Origin of the sequence: Achromobacter deleyi (assembly GCF_013116765.2) — a bacterium.
Taxonomy (GTDB): domain Bacteria; phylum Pseudomonadota; class Gammaproteobacteria; order Burkholderiales; family Burkholderiaceae_B; genus Achromobacter; species Achromobacter deleyi_A.
This window is the reverse complement of the sequence record NZ_CP074375.1, coordinates 5,349,772-5,367,570: the sequence shown is the minus strand read 5'-3', so window position 1 is coordinate 5,367,570 and position 17,799 is coordinate 5,349,772. Positions and strand designations below refer to the sequence as shown.

At 67.9% G+C, this 17,799-nt stretch carries 16 protein-coding genes; 8 read left to right on the top strand and 8 right to left on the bottom strand.

Annotated elements, in window-relative coordinates; all coding sequences use genetic code 11:
• Positions 1-13 precede the first annotated feature (13 nt).
• Together HLG70_RS24375 and HLG70_RS24370 are read right to left on the bottom strand one after the other, a co-directional pair.
• Positions 14-955, bottom strand: a complete 942-nt coding sequence (locus HLG70_RS24375; protein WP_171663015.1) for an ABC transporter permease — start codon at positions 953-955, stop codon at positions 14-16.
• Between the two features lie 88 nt (positions 956-1,043).
• Positions 1,044-2,546 (bottom strand): xylulokinase, encoded by a 1,503-nt coding sequence (locus HLG70_RS24370; RefSeq protein WP_171663016.1) that lies wholly within the window; start codon positions 2,544-2,546, stop codon positions 1,044-1,046.
• Positions 2,547-2,885: 339 nt separating this feature from the next.
• On the opposite strand from HLG70_RS24370, the gene HLG70_RS24365 reads away from it, so the two are divergent.
• From HLG70_RS24365 to HLG70_RS24355, 3 genes are read left to right on the top strand one after another with little or no spacing between them, the layout of a single operon-like run.
• Positions 2,886-3,818, top strand: a complete 933-nt coding sequence (locus HLG70_RS24365; protein ID WP_171663017.1) for a 3-keto-5-aminohexanoate cleavage protein — start codon at positions 2,886-2,888, stop codon at positions 3,816-3,818.
• A 31-nt stretch (positions 3,819-3,849) separates the two neighbouring features.
• Positions 3,850-5,049: an ABC transporter substrate-binding protein gene (locus HLG70_RS24360; protein ID WP_171663018.1), complete on the top strand. Its 1,200-nt coding sequence runs from the start codon at positions 3,850-3,852 to the stop codon at positions 5,047-5,049.
• A gap of 25 nt (positions 5,050-5,074) precedes the next feature.
• Complete coding sequence (locus HLG70_RS24355; RefSeq protein ID WP_213697133.1) at positions 5,075-5,881, top strand: SDR family oxidoreductase; 807 nt, start codon at positions 5,075-5,077, stop codon at positions 5,879-5,881.
• A gap of 40 nt (positions 5,882-5,921) precedes the next feature.
• Here the strand turns inward: HLG70_RS24355 and HLG70_RS24350 are convergent, their stop codons facing one another.
• On the bottom strand, positions 5,922-6,851 hold the full coding sequence (locus tag HLG70_RS24350) for a LysR family transcriptional regulator (protein WP_171663020.1): 930 nt from the start codon (positions 6,849-6,851) through the stop codon (positions 5,922-5,924).
• A 12-nt stretch (positions 6,852-6,863) separates the two neighbouring features.
• Positions 6,864-7,916 (bottom strand): DUF1254 domain-containing protein, encoded by a 1,053-nt coding sequence (locus tag HLG70_RS24345; RefSeq protein WP_234103185.1) that lies wholly within the window; start codon positions 7,914-7,916, stop codon positions 6,864-6,866.
• 209 nt (positions 7,917-8,125) lie between these two features.
• Between HLG70_RS24345 and HLG70_RS24340 the strand changes: the two genes are divergently transcribed.
• Entirely contained in the window at positions 8,126-8,722 is a 597-nt protein-coding gene (locus tag HLG70_RS24340; protein ID WP_171663022.1) for a hypothetical protein, read from the top strand.
• A 148-nt stretch (positions 8,723-8,870) separates the two neighbouring features.
• Here the strand turns inward: HLG70_RS24340 and HLG70_RS24335 are convergent, their stop codons facing one another.
• Entirely contained in the window at positions 8,871-9,428 is a 558-nt protein-coding gene (locus tag HLG70_RS24335) for an ureidoglycolate lyase (protein ID WP_171663023.1), read from the bottom strand.
• Positions 9,425-9,649 (bottom strand): Arm DNA-binding domain-containing protein, encoded by a 225-nt coding sequence (locus tag HLG70_RS24330; protein WP_171663024.1) that lies wholly within the window; start codon positions 9,647-9,649, stop codon positions 9,425-9,427. Before HLG70_RS24330 ends, HLG70_RS24335 begins: the two co-directional genes overlap by 4 nt.
• A 102-nt stretch (positions 9,650-9,751) precedes the next feature.
• On the opposite strand from HLG70_RS24330, the gene HLG70_RS24325 reads away from it, so the two are divergent.
• Positions 9,752-10,132 carry a cupin domain-containing protein gene (locus HLG70_RS24325; RefSeq protein WP_171663025.1) on the top strand — a complete coding sequence of 127 codons (381 nt, stop codon included), beginning with the start codon at positions 9,752-9,754 and terminating at the stop codon, positions 10,130-10,132.
• Between the two features lie 17 nt (positions 10,133-10,149).
• Here HLG70_RS24325 and HLG70_RS24320 read toward each other — a convergent pair whose 3' ends face one another.
• Together HLG70_RS24320 and HLG70_RS24315 are read right to left on the bottom strand one after the other, a co-directional pair.
• On the bottom strand, positions 10,150-11,391 hold the full coding sequence (locus tag HLG70_RS24320; RefSeq protein WP_171663026.1) for an MFS transporter: 1,242 nt from the start codon (positions 11,389-11,391) through the stop codon (positions 10,150-10,152).
• Positions 11,392-11,515: 124 nt separating this feature from the next.
• Complete coding sequence (locus HLG70_RS24315; RefSeq protein WP_171663027.1) at positions 11,516-12,925, bottom strand: sensor histidine kinase; 1,410 nt, start codon at positions 12,923-12,925, stop codon at positions 11,516-11,518.
• A gap of 71 nt (positions 12,926-12,996) precedes the next feature.
• On the opposite strand from HLG70_RS24315, the gene HLG70_RS24310 reads away from it, so the two are divergent.
• The 3 genes from HLG70_RS24310 (at position 12,997) to HLG70_RS24300 (ending at position 17,798) form a co-directional block, all read left to right on the top strand.
• On the top strand, positions 12,997-13,632 hold the full coding sequence (locus HLG70_RS24310; RefSeq protein WP_171663028.1) for a response regulator: 636 nt from the start codon (positions 12,997-12,999) through the stop codon (positions 13,630-13,632).
• 258 nt (positions 13,633-13,890) lie between these two features.
• A complete protein-coding gene (locus HLG70_RS24305; RefSeq protein ID WP_171663029.1) occupies positions 13,891-14,475 on the top strand; it encodes an RNA polymerase sigma factor in 585 nt (194 codons plus the stop codon).
• Positions 14,476-14,744: 269 nt separating this feature from the next.
• Positions 14,745-17,798, top strand: coding sequence for a WG repeat-containing protein (locus tag HLG70_RS24300; protein WP_171663030.1), 3,054 nt, complete (start codon positions 14,745-14,747; stop codon positions 17,796-17,798).
• The last annotated feature ends 1 nt before the right edge of the window (position 17,799 follow it).

Below are 17,799 nucleotides of genomic sequence, written 5' to 3'. Positions count from 1 at the left end.
TTTCCCCTTCCGGTCAGAATTTGAAGGCCGCTTTCTTCAGTACGGCCGATGACACCGCGACGGACGCGATCATGATGAAGCCCAGAACGATGTCCTGCACGTAGTACGGCGCGCCCATCAGGACCAGGCCGTTGCCCAGCACCTTGAGGATCAGCGCGGCGACGAGCGTGCCGGGGATGTTGGCGTGGCCGGGGTTGAACATGGTCATGCCCAGCAAGACGGCGGCAATCGCGTACAGGAAGTAGTCGCCGGCCATGTTGGGTGCGGCGGACGACAGGCTGGACGTGAGCAGGACGGCGGCCAGCCCCGCGCACAGGCCGGACAGGGCCAGGCCTATGCTTTTCATGGCGCGGATGTTGATGCCGGCCAGGCGGGCGGATTCTCCGGCCTCGCCGGTGGCGGTCATGCGGGCGCCGGTGCGGGTCCACTTGATGAGGAAGTAGGCCACCAGCACGGTGCCCAGCATCCACAGCACCAGCGCGGGGACACCGAAGGGTTTGGCGCGGGCCAGGTCGGTGAACGCGGCGGGCCAGCGGCCCACGTAGGAGACGCCGTCCGTCAGCATGAAGGCAAAGCCGCGCGCCATGGCGGCCATGCCCAGCGTGGCGATGAGCGACGGGACTCGCAGGCGGGTGACGGCGATGCCGTTGACCAGGCCGCAGAGCAGGCCCACGCCCAGGCCGGCGGCGATGGCCAGCAGCACGGGCTGGCCAGTGTGCACCAGGGCGCCGGTGACGACGGCGGCCAGGCTGGCGACGTCGGCGACGGACAGGTCCAGTTCGGCGGTGACCAAGGCCAGCGTGAAGCCGATGGCGATGATGGCCAGGAAGCTGGTTTCCTTGGCGATGTTCAGCAGGTTGTTGGGCGCCGCGAAGTTCGGGGCGGCGATGGCGAAGAAGCCCACGAGGACCAATCCCGCGATTGCCGTGCCGTACTTTTCCAGGATGCCGCGCATCGATTCAACCCTTGCCGCGTTTGAATTCTTGTCTGTGCAAGGGTTGTCCACCGCCTGCCGGGCGACCGCGCCCTGATGGCGTAGCAGTTTATACGACCTTGATCCCGGCCAGGGCATGCGACACGGGCGCCAGCGCAGCCTCGGCGGCGCGGAACTGGGCGTACATGCGGCGGTAGGAGTGGGCCCGCTCGGGCTGGGGCTCGTAGCGCTGCGCGGCGCGCGCCAGGGAGTCCTGGGCCTGGGCGAAGCTGCTGTGCCGTCCCAGGGTCGTCCAGGCCGCGACGGCGGCGCCCAGGACACCGGGCTGTTCGGCGTGTCCAACCACGACGGGCCGCTCGCAGATGTCCGCCTTGACCTGGCACCACTGCGCATTGGACGCCGCGCCGCCGCCGAAGCGGATTTCGGCCACCGGCGCGCCCAGCGCGGTTTCGGCGCGCTCGAGCACCACGCGGTTGAGGAAGGCCACGCCTTCCAGCACGGCCCAGGCCAGGTCGCCCGGGCCGTGGCGGCGGTTCAGGCCAAGAAAGGCGCCACGCAGGTGCGGATCCCAGTACGGCACGCGCTCGCCTTGCAGGTAGGGCAGGAACAGGGCCGGTTGCTGGTCGCGGGGCGCATCCAGCAGGTCGGTCATTACGTCGCCCACGCCGGCCATGCCGTCTTCGCCCAGGCGGCCCAGCAAGGGCAGGAGCCATGCGACGGTGTCCGCGCCGTTCTGGCCCGGTCCGCCGATCTGGTGGTGGCCTCCGCCCCAATCCACGGTCATCAGGCCCTGCGCCTGCACCGGCTCGGCGCCGACGGCGCCAAAGACCTCGGTGGTGCCGGAGATGTTGTAGGCGTAGCCGGGGCGCAGGGCGCCCAGGCCGGCGACGGCGGCCCAGGTGTCGTTGGAGCAGGCGACCACGGGGCGTCCGGCCAGGCGGCCGAGGGATCCGGGCAGGCCGGCCTGCACCGGGCCGACGGTATCCAGGGGGTCCAGCAGGGCCGGGACCCAGCCCGGATCGGCGCCCGCGGCGGTCAGCAGGTCCGGGCCCGAGGCGTGCGCTTCGGCGGCGGCGGCCAGCCGGGCCATGGAGACCGTGTCGCTGGCCATGCGGCCGGTCAGGCGGAAGTTCAGGTAGTCCTTGGGTTCCAGCACCGCCTTCACCCGGGCGGCGTGCGCAGGTTCCGTGCGCAGCAGCCACGCCACGCGTGCCCACGGGTGAAAGGCGTTGATTTGCGGGAATTCGGGATGGGATGCCGGCATGGATGCCAGCCAATGCGGGACGTCTCCCGCCGTGCGCGAGTCGCGCCAGGTGATGGCCGGGCGGATGGGCGTGCCTTGCGCGTCGACGAAGATCTGGGTGCGCGTGACTCCGCAGATGGCGATGGCCTGCACGGCGCCGAACGCGGGGCCGGCGTGTGCGGCCAAGGTATCGGACAGGGACTGCAGGCCCTGCCACCAGACGTCGGCGTCGATGTCTTCCCAACCGGGATGGTCCCCGGAGCCGGCCGGGCTGTCGATGTGGCAGGAATGGGCGATGCCGCCCGCGCCGTCAACCAGCGCGGCGCGGAAACGCGTGCCGCCCAGATCCACCGCAAGCACGTAGCTCATGACCATGCCCCCAAAAGACAGGTCCGGGCACGCGCCGGCGGCATGGGCCGCGTCGGGCGTTGGGGCGGGATGTGAGGCATGGAAGCAGCTTTCCGCGTAATCAAGTCTGGGGCCGGAACAGGTATTTCGGCATACCAATATTGTATTTCAGCGTACCACTGGCGGCGCATTCGGACCCCGCACAGACTGCCCATTTTTCACGTTGCACCGCAGCACCGGATTCCCTATCAATTGATAATTTATGTTCAGGTGACAGCGCCCTTGGGCGTGCGACAGAATGGCCCACACCCGGAGGAGACAGCCGGGGCCATAAGAATCCAACGCGCACGCCAGAGGCCCATGAAACAGTCCAAGAAGGTAATCATTACCTGCGCCATTACCGGCTCGGTCCATACGCCGTCGATGTCGCCCCATCTGCCCGTCACGCCCGACGAGATCGCGCGGTCCGCGCTGGAAGCCGCCGAGGCGGGCGCGGCGATCGTGCATTTGCACGCGCGCAAGCCGGATACCGGCCAGCCGACCCAGGACCCGGCGCTGTATGCGCAGTTCCTGCCGCGCATCAAGCAGGAGTCCGACGTGGTGATCAACATCACCACGGGTGGCTCGCCGGTGCTGCCGATCGCCGAGCGCATGGCGCCGGCCCTGCAGTTCAAGCCCGAAGTGGCGTCTCTGAACATGGGGTCGATGAACTTCGGGATGTATGAGCTGCTTGAGCGCTTCAAGGAGTTCAAGCACGCCTGGGAACTGCCCTATCTGGAGGGCAGCAATGATCTGATCTTCAAGAACACGTTCAAGGATATCGAGCACATCCTGTCGTCGTGCAGCGATAACGGCACGCGGTTCGAGATCGAGTGCTATGACATCGGGCACCTGTACACGGCCGCGCATTTCGTGGATCGCAAGCTGCTCAAGCCGCCGTTCCTGATCCAGTCGGTATTCGGGATACGCGGCGGGATCGGCACGCATCCGGAAGACGTGATGATGATGAAGCGCACGGCCGACCGCCTGTTCGGCGACGACTACATCTGGTCGGTGCTGGCCGCCGGGCGCAAGCAGACGCCGCTGGCCACGATGGCGGCGACGATGGGCGGAAATGTGCGCGTGGGGCTGGAGGATTCCTTGTGGGACGGGCCGGGCGAGCTGGCCCGGTCCAACGCGGATCAGGTGCGTCGGATTCGCCGGATTCTGGAAGACCTGTCCCTGCAAGTCGCCACACCCAACGAGGCGCGTGAGACGCTGCAACTGAAGGGACGCGGCAACGTCGCGTTCTGAACAACCGTTCTATCCAGTGGGGAGACCAGACATGAAAAAGACATTGTGCGCGACGGCCGTGGCCGCGCTGTTGGGGATGGCGGGCGCCGCGCAGGCCGACGACGGCGTGATCCGCATCGGGTTCATCACGGACATGTCCGGCTTGTCGGCGGATGCCGACGGGCCGGGCGGGGCCGAGGCGATCAAGATGGCGGTGGCGGACCTGGGCGGGATGGTGGCGGGCAAGAAGGTGGAGGTTCTGGTGGCGGACCACCAGAACCGCGCCGACATCGCCTCGTCCCGCGCGCGGGAATGGCTGGACCAGAAGGGCGTGAACATGCTGATCGCCGGCGCGAATTCCGCGGCGGCGCTGGCGATGGCGAAGGTGGCCGAAGAAAAGAAGACGCCGTTCTTCGTGGTGAGCGCGGGCGCGTCGGAACTGACGAATTCCCAGTGCACGCCCTACACCGTGCATTACGTGTACGACACGGTGTCGCTGGCGCGCGGAACGGCGCGGGCCATGATGAAGGAAGGGAACAAAGACTGGTTCTTCCTGACGGTGGACCACGCCTTCGGCCATGCGCTGGAGCGCGACGCGTCGGCGGTGGTGCAGGCCGACGGCGGCAATGCCAAGGGGCGGGTGCGGCATCCGCTGAACACGGCGGATTTCTCGTCGTTCATCCTGCAGGCGCAGGCCTCGGGCGCGCAGGTGCTGGGGCTGGCCAATTCCGCCAGCGACACCAGCAATGCGGTCAAGGCCGCGAATGAATTCGGGCTGACGCCGAAGATGAAGATCGCGGGCTTGCTGGTGCTGATCACCGACGTGCACGCGCTGGGTTTGCAGGCGGCGCAGAACATGTACCTGACCACGGCCTGGTACTGGGACCAGGACGACTCGTCGCGCAAGTGGGCGTCGCGCTTCGAGGCGGTGATGAAGAAGAAGCCGTCCATGCTGCAGGCGGGCGACTATTCCGCCGCGACAACCTATCTGAAGGCGGTGGAGGCCACCAAGAGCACCGACGGCGAGACCATCATGAAGTGGCTGAAGACGAACCCCGTGAACGACTTCTTCGTGAAGGACGGCAAGATCCGCGCCGACGGGCTGATGGTGCACGACATGTTCCTGATGCAGGTGAAGACGCCGGCGGAGTCCAAGGGCCCGTGGGACTACTACAAGCTGGTGACCCGGGTGCCGGGCGACCAGGTCTATACGTCGCCGGCGGAATCGACCTGCCGCCTGATGAAGCCTTGATGCCATGGACCAACCGGAAACGCGCATGAACACTGCCCCCAGCTTCCCTGCCCTGCCCGTGGACCTGTCGGGCAAGCGGGTCATCGTCACGGCCGGCGCGGCCGGCATCGGCGCGGCGCTGGCCGATGCCTTTGCCGAGCGCGGTGCCCGCGTGCATCTGTGCGATGTGGACGAACAGGCGCTGGCCGGCTGCCGCCACGCCTGGGCGCGCGCGGACGTGAGCCGGCGCGACGAGATCGATCGCTACATGCAGACGGCGCTGTCGCACCTGGGCGGGCTGGACGTGCTGGTCAACAACGCCGGCATCGCGGGCCCGACGGCGGGCATCGCCGACATCTCCGCGCAGGACCTGGACGCGACGCTGGACATCAACCTGGCGTCGCAGTTCCATACGGTGCGGCACGCATTGCCGGCGCTGCGCGAGGCGGGCGGCGGCAGCATCATCAACATCAGTTCGGTGGCAGGCCGGATGGGCGTGCCGATGCGCACGCCGTACGCGGCCACCAAATGGGGTGTGGTGGGGCTGACCCGCTCGCTGGCGGTGGAACTCGGGCCGCTGGGCATCCGGGTCAACGCGCTGCTGCCGGGGCTGGTGGCGGGGCCGCGCATCGACCGGGTGATCGCGGCGCGGGCGAAGAACATGGGGCTGACGGTGGAGGAAGAGACCAGGCTGGAGCTGTCCGGCGTCAGCCTGCGGCAGTTCGTGCGCGCGGCGGACATCGCCAACATGGCGCTGTTCCTGGCCAGTCCGTTTGGGGCGATGGTCAGCGGGCAGGCCATCAGCATAGACGGAGACCTGCAATCGCTGCCCTGGCAGCCGCCCGCGGCCTGAGCCTGGGCCTGTTCGAACCCGATGGGGCCTCGCGCAGGCCCTAGTCCAGCAATTCGATGGTCTGCTGGTAGACGCCGCGGCGGCGTTCCTGGGCCGTGGCGCGCAAGGCGTCCAGCAGCCGTCCGCTCAGGTCCTGGTCGCGCGTTTCGATGCGGGTGATGAGCAGGAAGTCGAACCACTGCCGCGACGCCAGCGGCAGCGCGACCAGGTCCGGGAAGGACGCCACGATGTCCGACGCGGACAAGGCGTTGACCAGGCTGATGCCCTTGACCGCCCGTACCGTGCCCGGCACCAGCGACATGTGCGCCTGCATGCCGGAACGCAGCAGCAGCGAATCGGCGATGTCGCCCTGGGCCACGACGTAGTCGGACCACAGCGGCTTGACGTAGGTCTCGGGCGGAATGTCGCCGACGGCGATGACTTCGCGCCCGGCCAGCGGGTGCTCGCGGTGCGCGATCGCCATGACGTCCGCGCGCAGGAATGAGGTGAAGCTCAGCCGGGTGCTGTCGCGTCCGACGGCGCCCAGGCCGAAGTCCGCGCGCATGGTTTCCACCGCGCTGATCACCTGCACGGACGATTCGACATCGATGGAAAACGGCCGCGTGCCGTTGATGTCCAGATAGCGCCGCACGGCGTCGGGCGCGTAGCCCAGCGCCAGCGCCGGCGACGAGGCAATGCGCAGGCCGCGTCCGCCGAATTGCTCGATGCTGTGCAGCGCCTCGTCGATGCGCACCAGCTCGTCCAGCACGAACTTGGCTTCGCTGTACAGGTACTGGCCGGCTTCGGTGGGACGCAGGGTCTTGTGGGACCGGTCGAACAGCTGGACGCCGGTGGCGCTTTCCAGGCGCGAGATCGCGTGGCTGATCGCCGGCTGGGTCAGGTGCATGGCATGCGCCGCCTGCCGGGTGGACCCGGTCATGACCACCGCATAGAAAATGCGCAGGTCGTGGATGTTGAAATTGCGCTTCATGCGTTGCTGGGTCTACTTTTCAGGTGCCGCCGGCGGCGCTTCCTTGCCGCCGATGACGAAGATACCCATCTGCGCGCCGGTGGCCCGAGACAGGTAGTCGTTCTTGAGCGTGCCGCGGTCGCCGAAGAGCGTATCGGTCTTGCCGCCCCGCGCCGCGCGGTTCTTGTCGATGTCGTTCTTGCCGTCGTGCATGCCCTCTTGCAGCGCGCGCCGCAGGGCGGGGTTCAGCGCTTCGGTGTCGAAGGGCGTGCCGGGCTTCAGGCCGATGCTGGCGAAGCGCTCGCGCAGCCACTTCTCGGAGGAATGCGTGGGCGCGAACTGCAGCAGGAAGGCCAGTTCCTCGTAGAACTCCAGGGACGAGTACATCTGCGCGCTCGTCGCCGGCGCGAGCCATTCCACGGCGGCCGGCGCGGCGGGCGCGGATTGCTTGCGGAAGGCCGACAGGGGCTGGACCTTGTAGCTGGACTGGATGCGTTTGACGTTTTCCTGGTCGGCCGCGTTGAAGCGCTGCGTACGCGCCACCAGCGTGGCAAGCTCGGTTTCGGACACGAACACCTTGGTGATGCCTGCAGGGACCTTGCCTTTCCAGGACGGGCCGGCGACCAGGAAGCTGCCGCCGCCGTTGCCGGTGGCCTGACTGCCAATGTAGGCAAACCGGTAGTTGTACAGGTCCATCAATTGCAGGACGAAGTCGCGTCGCTTTTCCGCGCGCGGCACCGTGATGACGACAGGTTCGGCGCGCAGGTCCAATGCCGCGAACGAGTACTGGGCGGCGGGCGCCTGGCCGGCGGTGGCGGCGTCCCCGGCGTTGACCGCGTTGAGGGTATTGAACGGCCCCTTGTACCGTGGACCGTTCTTGTCGATGCTGAACGCGTACATGGCGCGGTAGCTGGCGACCATGGGCGTGCCGTAAAGATAGGCCTCGCGCGCAATGCTTCGCGCCTGTTGCGCGGTGACGCCCTGGATGCCGACGGATTGGGATCCGGTTGCTGCGTCCGGCGACGTGAAGCTGCATCCCGTCAGGCCGCCGGCCAGCGCCGCGGCGGCGATCGCCCTGGGAAACAAGTGGCGGTTTGCGTGGAAAAATCCAGTGCTAATCTGACGGTCGCGCATTCAATGCTCCAACATTACGTGATGTTGGCAACGCCCAGTTGGCGGCAGCGTCGCGTGCAAGGCTCGGATTCCGGGGGATTCTGGCATATTTCCCGGTCATGTAAAAGAAACGGCAAGGCTGGCGCGATGCGCGCGCGCCCGACAGCAACGGCAGACGGAAGATGGAAACGCAAGACCTCGGCACGAACGGTCCGGACGGCGAGTCCATGAACATACGCGCGTCCTCGTACTTCGTGCTGCAGGCCACGCACCGCTGCGCGGCCTGCGGCGAGGTATCGCGGGTACACGCGCTGGCGGTGCCGCCCGGCCATGAAAGCACCGAGGCCGATCTGGTGCTGGACGATGACGACGACGACAGCCCAGGCTTGAATCCGCAGGCGTTCCGTGAATGGCTGTTCAGCCCCGCGCAATGGCAGGAGATCGCCGGCCCGGCCATGATCTCCGCGACTAGGGCCTTGTCGACTACGGTGACGCAGGCGATGCAGGCCCTTGCCCCGCGCTACCGCCCGAACCCGGACCGGGGTGGGGAATGGAGCAATTTTTGCGAACATTGCGACCAGCCGATCTGGGACGGCGCGCTGTACCCGACGCCGGGCCAGGCGTTCTGCCCGAAGGATGCCGAGGCTGCCGCGCAGGTGACGGTGCATGCGGTGGATGCGCCGTTCGGCGCGTTCTACGGCATGTGCTGGACGGACAGCTACCGCAACAAGTGGCCGCTGTTCGCGCGCATGGGATACGCGTTAAGCGAAGAGGACTGAAGGCCTGGCAGGTGGGATGCGATGGCGGCGATGCGCTGATCGTGACGCGGGCCAGCAGCGACACCAGCAAGGACTGCGTCAAAGCTCTGCGATCCCGCCGTCCTTTCGGTTGGCGGAAATATGCCGGGCATGGGCCCGACATCGGCGGTCAGGCGGTTTGGGCCTGCTCTGCCTGCAGTTCCAGCTGGTGGGCGGGGATGGCGGCGATGGCGCTTTCCGTGGCGCGGGCATCGGTGGTCAGGTGCTGGATCAGGTCCACCGTGGTGGAGCGCCGCGTCAGCATCAGGCAGGTGACCTCGGCGTCGGTAACGCGCGTGGCGTGCCAGCAGCCCGGCCGCATGCAGACGCCCTGCCCCTGTGGCACACGGAAGGCAGCCAGGGTGGACAGGTCGGGACTGCCGTCGGCGGCGCTGCAGGCCACGGCCTGGATGATTGCGCCCGTCAGCGGAACGATGGCCTGCTGCGTCAGCAGGTGCTTTTCCAGGCTGGAGACTTCGTTGGACTGGCTGCGGTAGTTGACCCACAGGAGTTCCGCATCGCCGCCCGCCCCGGTGTTGAACAGGTGTTCCTGCCAGAAGTCGGTAGCGGCGTTGATGTACAACGGCACGCCATGGCCGTCCGGCATCGGCTTGCCCAGCATCCAGCCGTAGGCGGCGAACGCCTCCGGCGTGAGATCGTTGATTTCCAGCTGCGTGTTGCTTGTCATGCGGAACCCTTAGTGCCGCGCTTGGGGAATTCGGCGTCGTAGTCGAAATCGCCGCGCGCGATGGCCTCGAGAATGGCGGTCCGGCGGTCAGCGGCGCGCTTGAGATTGGCGGCGGTAGGCTTGACCCGGACGCGCTCGACACAGTGCCGGCCGTCAAAGAAGAAGCCGATCTCGATGGATGATTCGGACGCGGGCCTTACCCCTTCGAATCCTTTGCTCATCGCCCTCTCCCGTGGTTGCCGAAGGTCCACATGATAAACGCTTCGGCATGACGGCCGTGCTGTCATACACTGCCCGAACGCCCCACCCCAAGGATGCGCATCATGGCTACCGACCTGTCGTCGCACTATGTGTTCCTGGACGCCTCCGGCGCCGCCGCCACCGTGGATGGCGGCGATGCGTTCTGGTCGCAGTCCGGGGACGAACTCGAAAAATACGGACGCGGCTGGCTGGTGTCCGAATACACGTTCGCGAGTGACTGGCCGCAATGGGAAATGCATCCCGGGGCCGACGAGATCGTGCGCCTGATGTCCGGCGCGGCGGAACTGCATCTGGAATGGCCCACCGGCATCCAGTTCGTGAAGATGCTGGCCGGCGATGCCTATGTGATCCCGAAGGGCGCGTGGCACACCGTCAAGGTGATCGAGCCCTGCCGCATGCTGCACATCACCATGGGCGCGGGCACGCAGCACCGGCCGGTGTAGCGCCCGATATGCCGCGGCTATCCCGGCGCGCCTGCGGGGCGGACGCGCTGGATCTCGCGGTCATCGATCGGCCAGTGCAAGGCGGCCGACAGCACGCCCAGCCCCATCGCCCCCAGCCAGATCGGGTCGTAGGACCTGGTGGCTTCGAACACCACGCCGCCCAGCCACACGCCCAGGAACGATCCCAGCTGATGGCCAAAGAATACGAAGCCGAACAAGGTCGTGATGTAGCGCACGCCGAACACCTGCGAGATCAGGCCGTTCGTGAGCGGCACCGTGCCCAGCCAGACAAAGCCCATGACGGCGGCAAATGCATAGACCGACCATGTGGATAGCGGCAGCAGCACGAACAAGGCGATGGCGGCCGTGCGCAGCAGGTAGATGCCGGCCAGCAGATATTTGCGGCGATGGTGCGCCCCCAGGATGCCGCAGACATAAGTGCCCATGACGTTGGTCAACGCGATGATGGCCAGGGCCGCCACCGCATCGGAGGCGCGCAGACCCTTGTCCATCAGGTAGGCCGGCAGGTGCGTGCCGATGAATGCCAGCTGGAAGCCACAGGCCAGGAAGCCCAGGTTCAGCAGCCAGAACCCGGGGCGGGCGAAGGCTTCGCGGATGGCGGCCGTCATGGAGAGATTGGCGTCCGGCGCGGTGGCGTCCCGGGTCTTGCCGGCCGGCTCGCGCAGGGGCAGCGCCAAGGGCAGCAGGAAGGCCAGGACCAATGCAAACACCAGCAGCGCCGTGACCCAGCCCCAGCCGCCGATCAGCCATTGCGCCGCCGGCACCATGGTGAACTGCCCCAGGCCGCCCACCGCGCCCGCCACACCCAGCGCCCAACTGCGCCGGTCCGGCGGCACCAGGCGGCTCAGCGCGCCGTAGATGGCGGCGAACGCCGTGCCGGACAGCGCAATCCCGATGCACACCCCCGCCGTCCACAGAAAGCCCGCCGGCGTCGTCGCATGCGCCATTCCGACCAGGCCCAGCCCATAGAACAGCAGCCCGCCCGCGATGACCTTGGCCGAGCCGTAGCGGTCGGCGATCATGCCGGTAAACGGCTGCACGATGCCCCAGGTCAGGTTCTGCACGGCCAGCGCGATGGCGAAGGTTTCGCGGCTCCAGGCCCGGTCCATCGTGACAGGCAACAGGAACAGGCCCTGCACATGGCGTACGCCCAGGGCCAGGCCCATGACGACGCCGCCGGCCAGCACCAGCAGCCACAGCTGCGAAGCATCCAGGGAAGATTTGCTCGGGTTGGACATGGCGAACCTCTTGCGTAGCTTCACCCCCGTTCAGGCGGGCACGGCTCTATTACAGGGGCGGCGCGCCCGCGATTCAACCGATTATTTTTTGTCCGCTGCATGCGCTGCGGGAATGCCAGCCGGATCAGCCCGCTTGCCGTAACGCGGGCACCCAGACCGAAAACACCGAGCCCTTGCCCACCGCCGACCTCACGGTGGCTTCGTATCCCAGCAGCCCCGTCAGCCTGCGCACGATGGCGAGGCCCAGGCCCAGTCCCTGCCCCGCGGGCGGCGCGTCCGCCGCGCCCGCGCCGCGCGTGAACTCGGCAAAGACTGTCTCTTGCGCCTCGGGCGCGATGCCCACGCCGGTGTCCCAGACCTGGATCAAGGCGCCCCCGCGCCGGCGCCGGGCGCACAGCAGCACGCGGCCCTTCGCCGTGTAGGACAGCGCGTTGCCCAGCAGGTTGTCCAGGATGCGGCGCAACAGCGCCGGGTCCGTATCCAGGTCGATATCCGTGGGCAGGACCGACAACACCAGGCCGCGCGCCTGCGCCTGCGGTTCGTAGTCTTGCCGCAGCGCTTCGAACAGGGCGTCAAGGCTGACGCGGCGGCGTTCGATGCGCAGCAGGTGCACGTCCATGCGGGAGATGTCCAGCAGGCCGTCCAGCAGCCGGTTCAGGCCTTCCAGCACCGTTTGCTGGCGCTGCGCCACGTGCAGCGCGTCCTGCGGGCTGATGTGCCCTTGCGCGGCGCGGCTGGCCAGGATGTCGGTGAACAGGCCCAGCGCGTGGACGGGCTGGCGCAGGTCGTGCCCTGCAGCGGCCAGGAAGCGGGTCTTGGCCTCGTCCGCCGCGGCGACCCGGTCGCGCTCGCGTTCCAGGCTGTCGATCAGGGCCAGGTTTTCGAAGCGCAGCGCCACCGTGGCCTTGAGGCTGCGATAGGTGATGGCGCTGAAGTACATGTTCACGGCCAGCAGGCAGAGGGCGAAGGCCGCATACACCAGGTGCAAGCCGTCTCCCACGGCCAGGCAGGCCGCGGTGAACGGCGCCAGCATGGCCAGCGCCGATCCTGCGTAGGCGGGCGGATAGGCGGACAGCGACGGCACCGCGCCGCTGCACATGCCGGCCAGCATCACGCAGCCGAACGCCAGCATCATGTCGTCGTGCGACAGCACGGCCGCCAGGCCGGCCAGCCCCCACAGCAGGCCCGACAGCCAGGACAGCGCGGTAAAGCCGAGCACCCACGGGCGCACGGCGGGCGGCGCGGCCTGCCGCCGCAGAAAGCGCCGGCTCAGGCCCGCCCGCAGCGCGGTCAGCAGGTAGATGGCGGCGGCCCAGGCGGCCAGCAGCCAGGTCGGCACGCTGGCCTGCATCACGTAGGCCACCGGGATCACCACGACGAAATTGGCGAACAGCACGCCATAGGACTGCTTGTAAAGCAGCCCGGCCAGCGCGGCCCGGGTCGGCGCAGCCGCCAGCGGCGGCTGCTGGCCGCCCGGGGAAAGCGCTCGGGTCCCGGGCGCGGATGGCGCGGCGGAGGAGGCAGAAGGAGTCATGGGCCTGGGCCGGGATCGTGTCCCTATAATGACGCATCATTCTGACACATCATGTCATTACACTGTCCCCAATGAGCTTTCCACCCCCGCAAGCCCCTCTGCGCATCCTGATCGCCGACGACCACGGCATCGTGCGCGAAGGCTTGAGGATGATGCTGGCCCAGGCGCAGGCCCTGGTCGGCGCGGTGGACGAGGCCGGCACTGGCGAACAGGTGCTGGCGCTGCTGGCGGCGCACGGCGCCGACCTGCTGGTGCTGGATCTGGGCATGCCCGGCGTGTCGGGATCGGGCTGGGTGCGCGCGCTGCGTGCGCGCTATCCGGCGCTGCACATCATGGTGCTGACGGCCAACACCGACGAGCGCACGCGCATCGCCGTGCTGGAGGCCGGTGCCGACGCCTTTCTGGCAAAGACCGGGAACTCGCAGCCGCTGCTGGCGGCCATTGCGGAACTGGCCGGCGGGGCCGCGCGCCCGCGCGCCGCGCGCGCCACGCACGCCGAGACGCCCGACGAAACCCTGACCCGGCGCGAGCAGCAGGTGCTGGCGATGGCGGCGCTGGGCGCGACGGCGGCCCAGATTGCGCAAGACCTGCACATCAGCCCCTACACCGCGCGCAAGCATCGCGAGAACCTGATGCGAAAACTGGGCTTGCACAGCACGGCCGAGCTGGTGGCCTACGCGGTGCGCCTGGGCCTGCCCACAGGCTGATCCTCCCCCGACGCGGCGGCGAAAAATACGGCACGCATCGTATTTTCGATCAGGTGTTCCAACACTAGACTGGCTTCGCAGCGCCGCGCCTTCTCTTTCGCCAAGACGTCAGGGATCGCGGGCGCGCATTGACTCCCCCGCCGCCCAAGCCTTCCCCCGTGTCGCGAAACATGTGGAACGGGAAGCCTTGCGCCCGCGTCTGGCCCATGCCGCCAAACGCGTAGAGCAACCCGTCCATGAACAAGCCGCACCGTCCCCATGCACCCTGCTCCCGTCGCCGCCCCCCGCCGTCCCGCCAACGCGGCTCCCGCCACGCGCCCGCCGCCCGCCGATCCGATCGGTGAGTTGGTGCGCGCGCAAAGCGAGCGGCTGCGGCGCTTCGTCGAGCGGCACGTCGGCAACCGCAGCGAAGCCGATGACATCACCCAGCAGGCATTCGCCGAGATGTCGCTGTCCTACGACCGCTTCCGTGGCGAGAGCAAGCCGTCGACCTGGCTCTACGGCATTGCGCTGAACCTGATCCGCAACCACCTGTCGCGCTCGCCGGAGCGGCGCTACACCTTTGTGGACGCCGATGTGCTGGCGTTCGAGCCCAGCGCCGAACCGGATCCCCCGGCGCAGGCCGAATGGCGGCAGATGGTCGGCATCGTGGACCGGGCCTTGGGCGAAATCCCGCCGGACCTGCGCGAGCTGCTGCTCCTGATCGCCGTGGAGGAACTGTCCTACGAAGAGGCTGCCCAGCGGCTGGCATTGCCCGTAGGCACGGTACGCAGCCGGCTGTCCCGCGCCCGCGCGCAGTTGCGGATCCGCATGCGGGTTCGCGGCGTGGGGCTGGACTCGTAACCCTTGCCTCGACGCTTTGCGATTATTGGCGGCAGGTAATCGCCAACTTCACTGCAACTAACGACTTTTGGCCGATTGCCGGCGCCGATTCCGGTTAAACACCGGGTGATGCTAACGCTTGGTGTTTTATAGTTACATTTATCGGGTCCCTCCCCGACTACCCCTGGTTACAGTGCTGCCTTCCCATCTTTACTCGGCAGGCATCCGATCATGTGGCACGCCCGGCTTGGCTTTTTCGTTCCCGCGGTTCGCCCCCGCGCCACCGTCCGATGAGGGCGGCGCGCGCCTTCAAGCCGCTGGCCCTGGCCGTGGCGCTGACCGGCCTGCCCCTGGCCAGCGGCGCCGCGCAAGCCATGCCCGACTGGATGCGGCAATGCGCGGCCAGCTATTACGCCCAGGGGGCCGACAGCTATTGCCATCAGGCCTATCAGGAAGGCCTGGCGGCGGTGCTGACCGGGTCCGCCAGCGACGAATCGGGCGCCTGGGGCTATATCGACAAGCACGGCCGCATGGCCATCACGCCCGCCTACTCGGACGCCAGGCCCTTCCAGAACGGCCTGGCGGCGGTCAGCCAGGGCGAGCTCTGGGGCTATATCGACACCAAGGGCCAATGGGCCATCAAACCGCGCTTCGCCAACGCCACGGGCTTTAACGCCGAAGGCACCGCGCTGGCCGAAGAAGACGGTCGGGACGTGCTGATCGACCGCCACGGCAAGGTCATCAAGACCTTTCCGCTGGGCACGCGCACCTGGGGCTTCCAGCCCGGCCAGAAACTGGCGTCCATGGAAGTGCCGACGCCGCCGCGCCTGTTCAACACCGCGACCGGCAAGGCCGCGACGCTGCCCGAAGGCGTAATGGCACTGGCCGCGCCCACCGGAGGCTATCTGCCGGCGCAGTCGCGCGATACGCGCTACGGCGGCTGGTGGGGGCTGCTGGACAACGGCGGCAACTGGGCGATCCTCCCGCAGGTGCTGCGATCCATGGAGGCGCCGATGCGCGACGGCGACGTGGTCGCCGTGCGCCGCGAGCGGCTATGGGAATTCGTGAACACCCAGGGCGAGTCCGTCTCGCAGGACCGCTATGAACGGGTGCAGCTGTTGACGCCCGGCATGTGGCTGGTCAAGCCGCAAGCGGGCAACTCGGCCCTGTTGGACGGCAAGCTCAAGACCGTCCACGAGTTCCCGGTCGAGTATCTGGGACTGCAGGAGCGCGACGGTTGGCGCTATGCGGCGGTGCCCGGCATGACTTTGCTGATCGGTCCGACAGGCGAAGCCCGACTGCTGCCGTTGCGCAGCGGCAACGTGGAAATCAACCGTGGTCAGGCGTGGGTATACGGCGCCCACGTGTCGGCCACCGGCACGCCGGTCGGCGACGCCATGGACGCCGCAGCCGATGCGATGGGCGCGGCGGAAGAAGCGGAAGCCGCCCCCGAAACGGCCGAGGCCGCGACCGATGTCGCGGCCGGAATGGAGGCGCAGGCTGACGCCGCTGCGGACATCGCCGCGCCTGTCAGCGGGGCGGACGCCGCGCATGCCGCAGCCGCCGATGCGACGACGCTTGCGGCCATGGACGCCGACGCCGCGCCCGATGGCGCCGCTCAGGACACCTCCATCGCCCCCTCCGACGAGGGCACGCTGTTCCAGATCTATACCCACGACGGCCGCCCCGTGCTGGAAGACGCGACGGTGGCACGGCTGCGCGACTATCAGATCGACGCCTTGAACCCCGGCACGAAGGCCGATCCCCGTGGCGCGGACGCGCCACTGGCGCTGCTGCGTCCCAATGATTATCAACAGCCCCTGGGTATCCTGACCGCCGACGGCAAGATCGTGACGAATCCGGACTGGGAGAACATCGAGACCTATGACGTCACGATGCCGCTCGTGGTCCGCACGAGAGACGGCGGCGCCGGCGCGATCGGCGCGGACGGAACCTGGGTCGTGCCGCCCAGGTTCACCAACATCCGCGCCTTCAGCGGCCCCTACACCTGGGCCCGCGCGGCAAGCACGAAGCGCGACGACGCCCTGCTGATCGACACCCGCGGCAAGACGGTGTCCATTCCCGCCGACGTCGTGAAAGAGGCCTCAAAACTCGACGGCGAACTGCTCTTCTACCGCGCGCAGGACGAGAACCGCCAGCGCCGCTGGGGCATCTGGAACATCCGCAAGGGCGCGCCCGCGCTGAAACCCGCCTACGACCGCATCGAGGAATTCGAGGATGACTGGGCCCGCGTCGAAGACAAGGGCCGCTGGGGCGTGGTCAACCGCGAAGGAAAATGGGTGATCCCCGCGACCCATGCCGGCTCCTACGACATGGAGTACCTGGGCAACGGCCTCATGCTGATCGACGACCCCGAGGCCAAGCGCAAGCGCCCCGGCTATTCCGACAGCGCCTACCGCCTGGTCAACCTGCACACCGGCAAGTCCAGCGAACCCATCATCGGCAAGCCCGACAAGCTCAAGGACGGACGATTCCTGGGCGAACTCGCCGATGCCAGCATCGTGCTGTTCGACGCACAAGGCGGCGCTGTCCGCGTCTCCGACGGCCGGCCGGAGAGCAAGGAACAGTACGGGGACTGGCTCTACGTCAAACACGACGAGCGCGAAGGCGCCATCGACGCGCGCGGCAACATGAAAGTGCCCGCCATCTATGGCGAGTTCAATCCATTCTTCGCGCAGCCAGAGGGCCTGGCCCGCGCGAACGTCGGATCGGGATACCGCGTGATCGACCAGAACGGCCGGGCCGTGCTGGAGAAGCTGGGCGATGGCACGCCGCTGGCGTCGATGCGGCGCATCGTCTTCGGCGACGAGAAAAACTCCGCCAGCATCATGACGGACCTGCAGGGCCGCGAGATTGCGCGCATCGCCGGACGCTACGCCGTGGACGAGCGCAACGCCAGCGAGGGCGTGGTGCCCTATAGCGACGAGAAAGGAAAATACGGCTTCATCGACGCGGCCGGCAAACGCGTCGTGGGAGCGCACTTCGACCAGCTCGGCGCCCTGAAGAACGGCCTGGCCAAGGCGCGCCGCCTGGAGCGCACCGGCAAGCTGTACGGCTACGTCGACCTGACCGGCCGCTATGCGATTGCGCCCGCCTTCATCTGGGCGGACGACTTCCGCGAAGAGCGCGCGATGGTCCGCCGCGACAGGCTGGTGGAGTTCATCGACACCAAGGGGAAGACGACCGCCCTGTTCGGCGTGCTGTGCGATTCGATCGTGATCGTGGATGAGCAGGACAGGCAAAGCTGGCCGCCCCAAAAGCTCACCTGCCCCGAGGCCGTCGAACTCGAACCGCCCGTCCCCGACAACGCCAAAGCAGAATAAC

Coding starts and splice junctions, on each gene's coding strand:
- HLG70_RS24360 (WP_171663018.1), top strand. CDS start 3,850: ATGAAAAAGACATTGTGCGCGACGGCCGTGGCCGCGCTGTTGGGGATG.
- HLG70_RS24335 (WP_171663023.1), bottom strand. CDS start 9,428: ATGACAAGCAACACGCAGCTGGAAATCAACGATCTCACGCCGGAGGCG.
- HLG70_RS24340 (WP_171663022.1), top strand. CDS start 8,126: ATGGAAACGCAAGACCTCGGCACGAACGGTCCGGACGGCGAGTCCATG.
- HLG70_RS24365 (WP_171663017.1), top strand. CDS start 2,886: ATGAAACAGTCCAAGAAGGTAATCATTACCTGCGCCATTACCGGCTCG.
- HLG70_RS24315 (WP_171663027.1), bottom strand. CDS start 12,925: ATGACTCCTTCTGCCTCCTCCGCCGCGCCATCCGCGCCCGGGACCCGA.
- HLG70_RS24320 (WP_171663026.1), bottom strand. CDS start 11,391: ATGTCCAACCCGAGCAAATCTTCCCTGGATGCTTCGCAGCTGTGGCTG.
- HLG70_RS24370 (WP_171663016.1), bottom strand. CDS start 2,546: ATGAGCTACGTGCTTGCGGTGGATCTGGGCGGCACGCGTTTCCGCGCC.
- HLG70_RS24355 (WP_213697133.1), top strand. CDS start 5,075: ATGAACACTGCCCCCAGCTTCCCTGCCCTGCCCGTGGACCTGTCGGGC.
- HLG70_RS24310 (WP_171663028.1), top strand. CDS start 12,997: ATGAGCTTTCCACCCCCGCAAGCCCCTCTGCGCATCCTGATCGCCGAC.
- HLG70_RS24375 (WP_171663015.1), bottom strand. CDS start 955: ATGCGCGGCATCCTGGAAAAGTACGGCACGGCAATCGCGGGATTGGTC.
- HLG70_RS24330 (WP_171663024.1), bottom strand. CDS start 9,649: ATGAGCAAAGGATTCGAAGGGGTAAGGCCCGCGTCCGAATCATCCATC.
- HLG70_RS24305 (WP_171663029.1), top strand. CDS start 13,891: ATGCACCCTGCTCCCGTCGCCGCCCCCCGCCGTCCCGCCAACGCGGCT.
- HLG70_RS24300 (WP_171663030.1), top strand. CDS start 14,745: ATGAGGGCGGCGCGCGCCTTCAAGCCGCTGGCCCTGGCCGTGGCGCTG.
- HLG70_RS24350 (WP_171663020.1), bottom strand. CDS start 6,851: ATGAAGCGCAATTTCAACATCCACGACCTGCGCATTTTCTATGCGGTG.
- HLG70_RS24325 (WP_171663025.1), top strand. CDS start 9,752: ATGGCTACCGACCTGTCGTCGCACTATGTGTTCCTGGACGCCTCCGGC.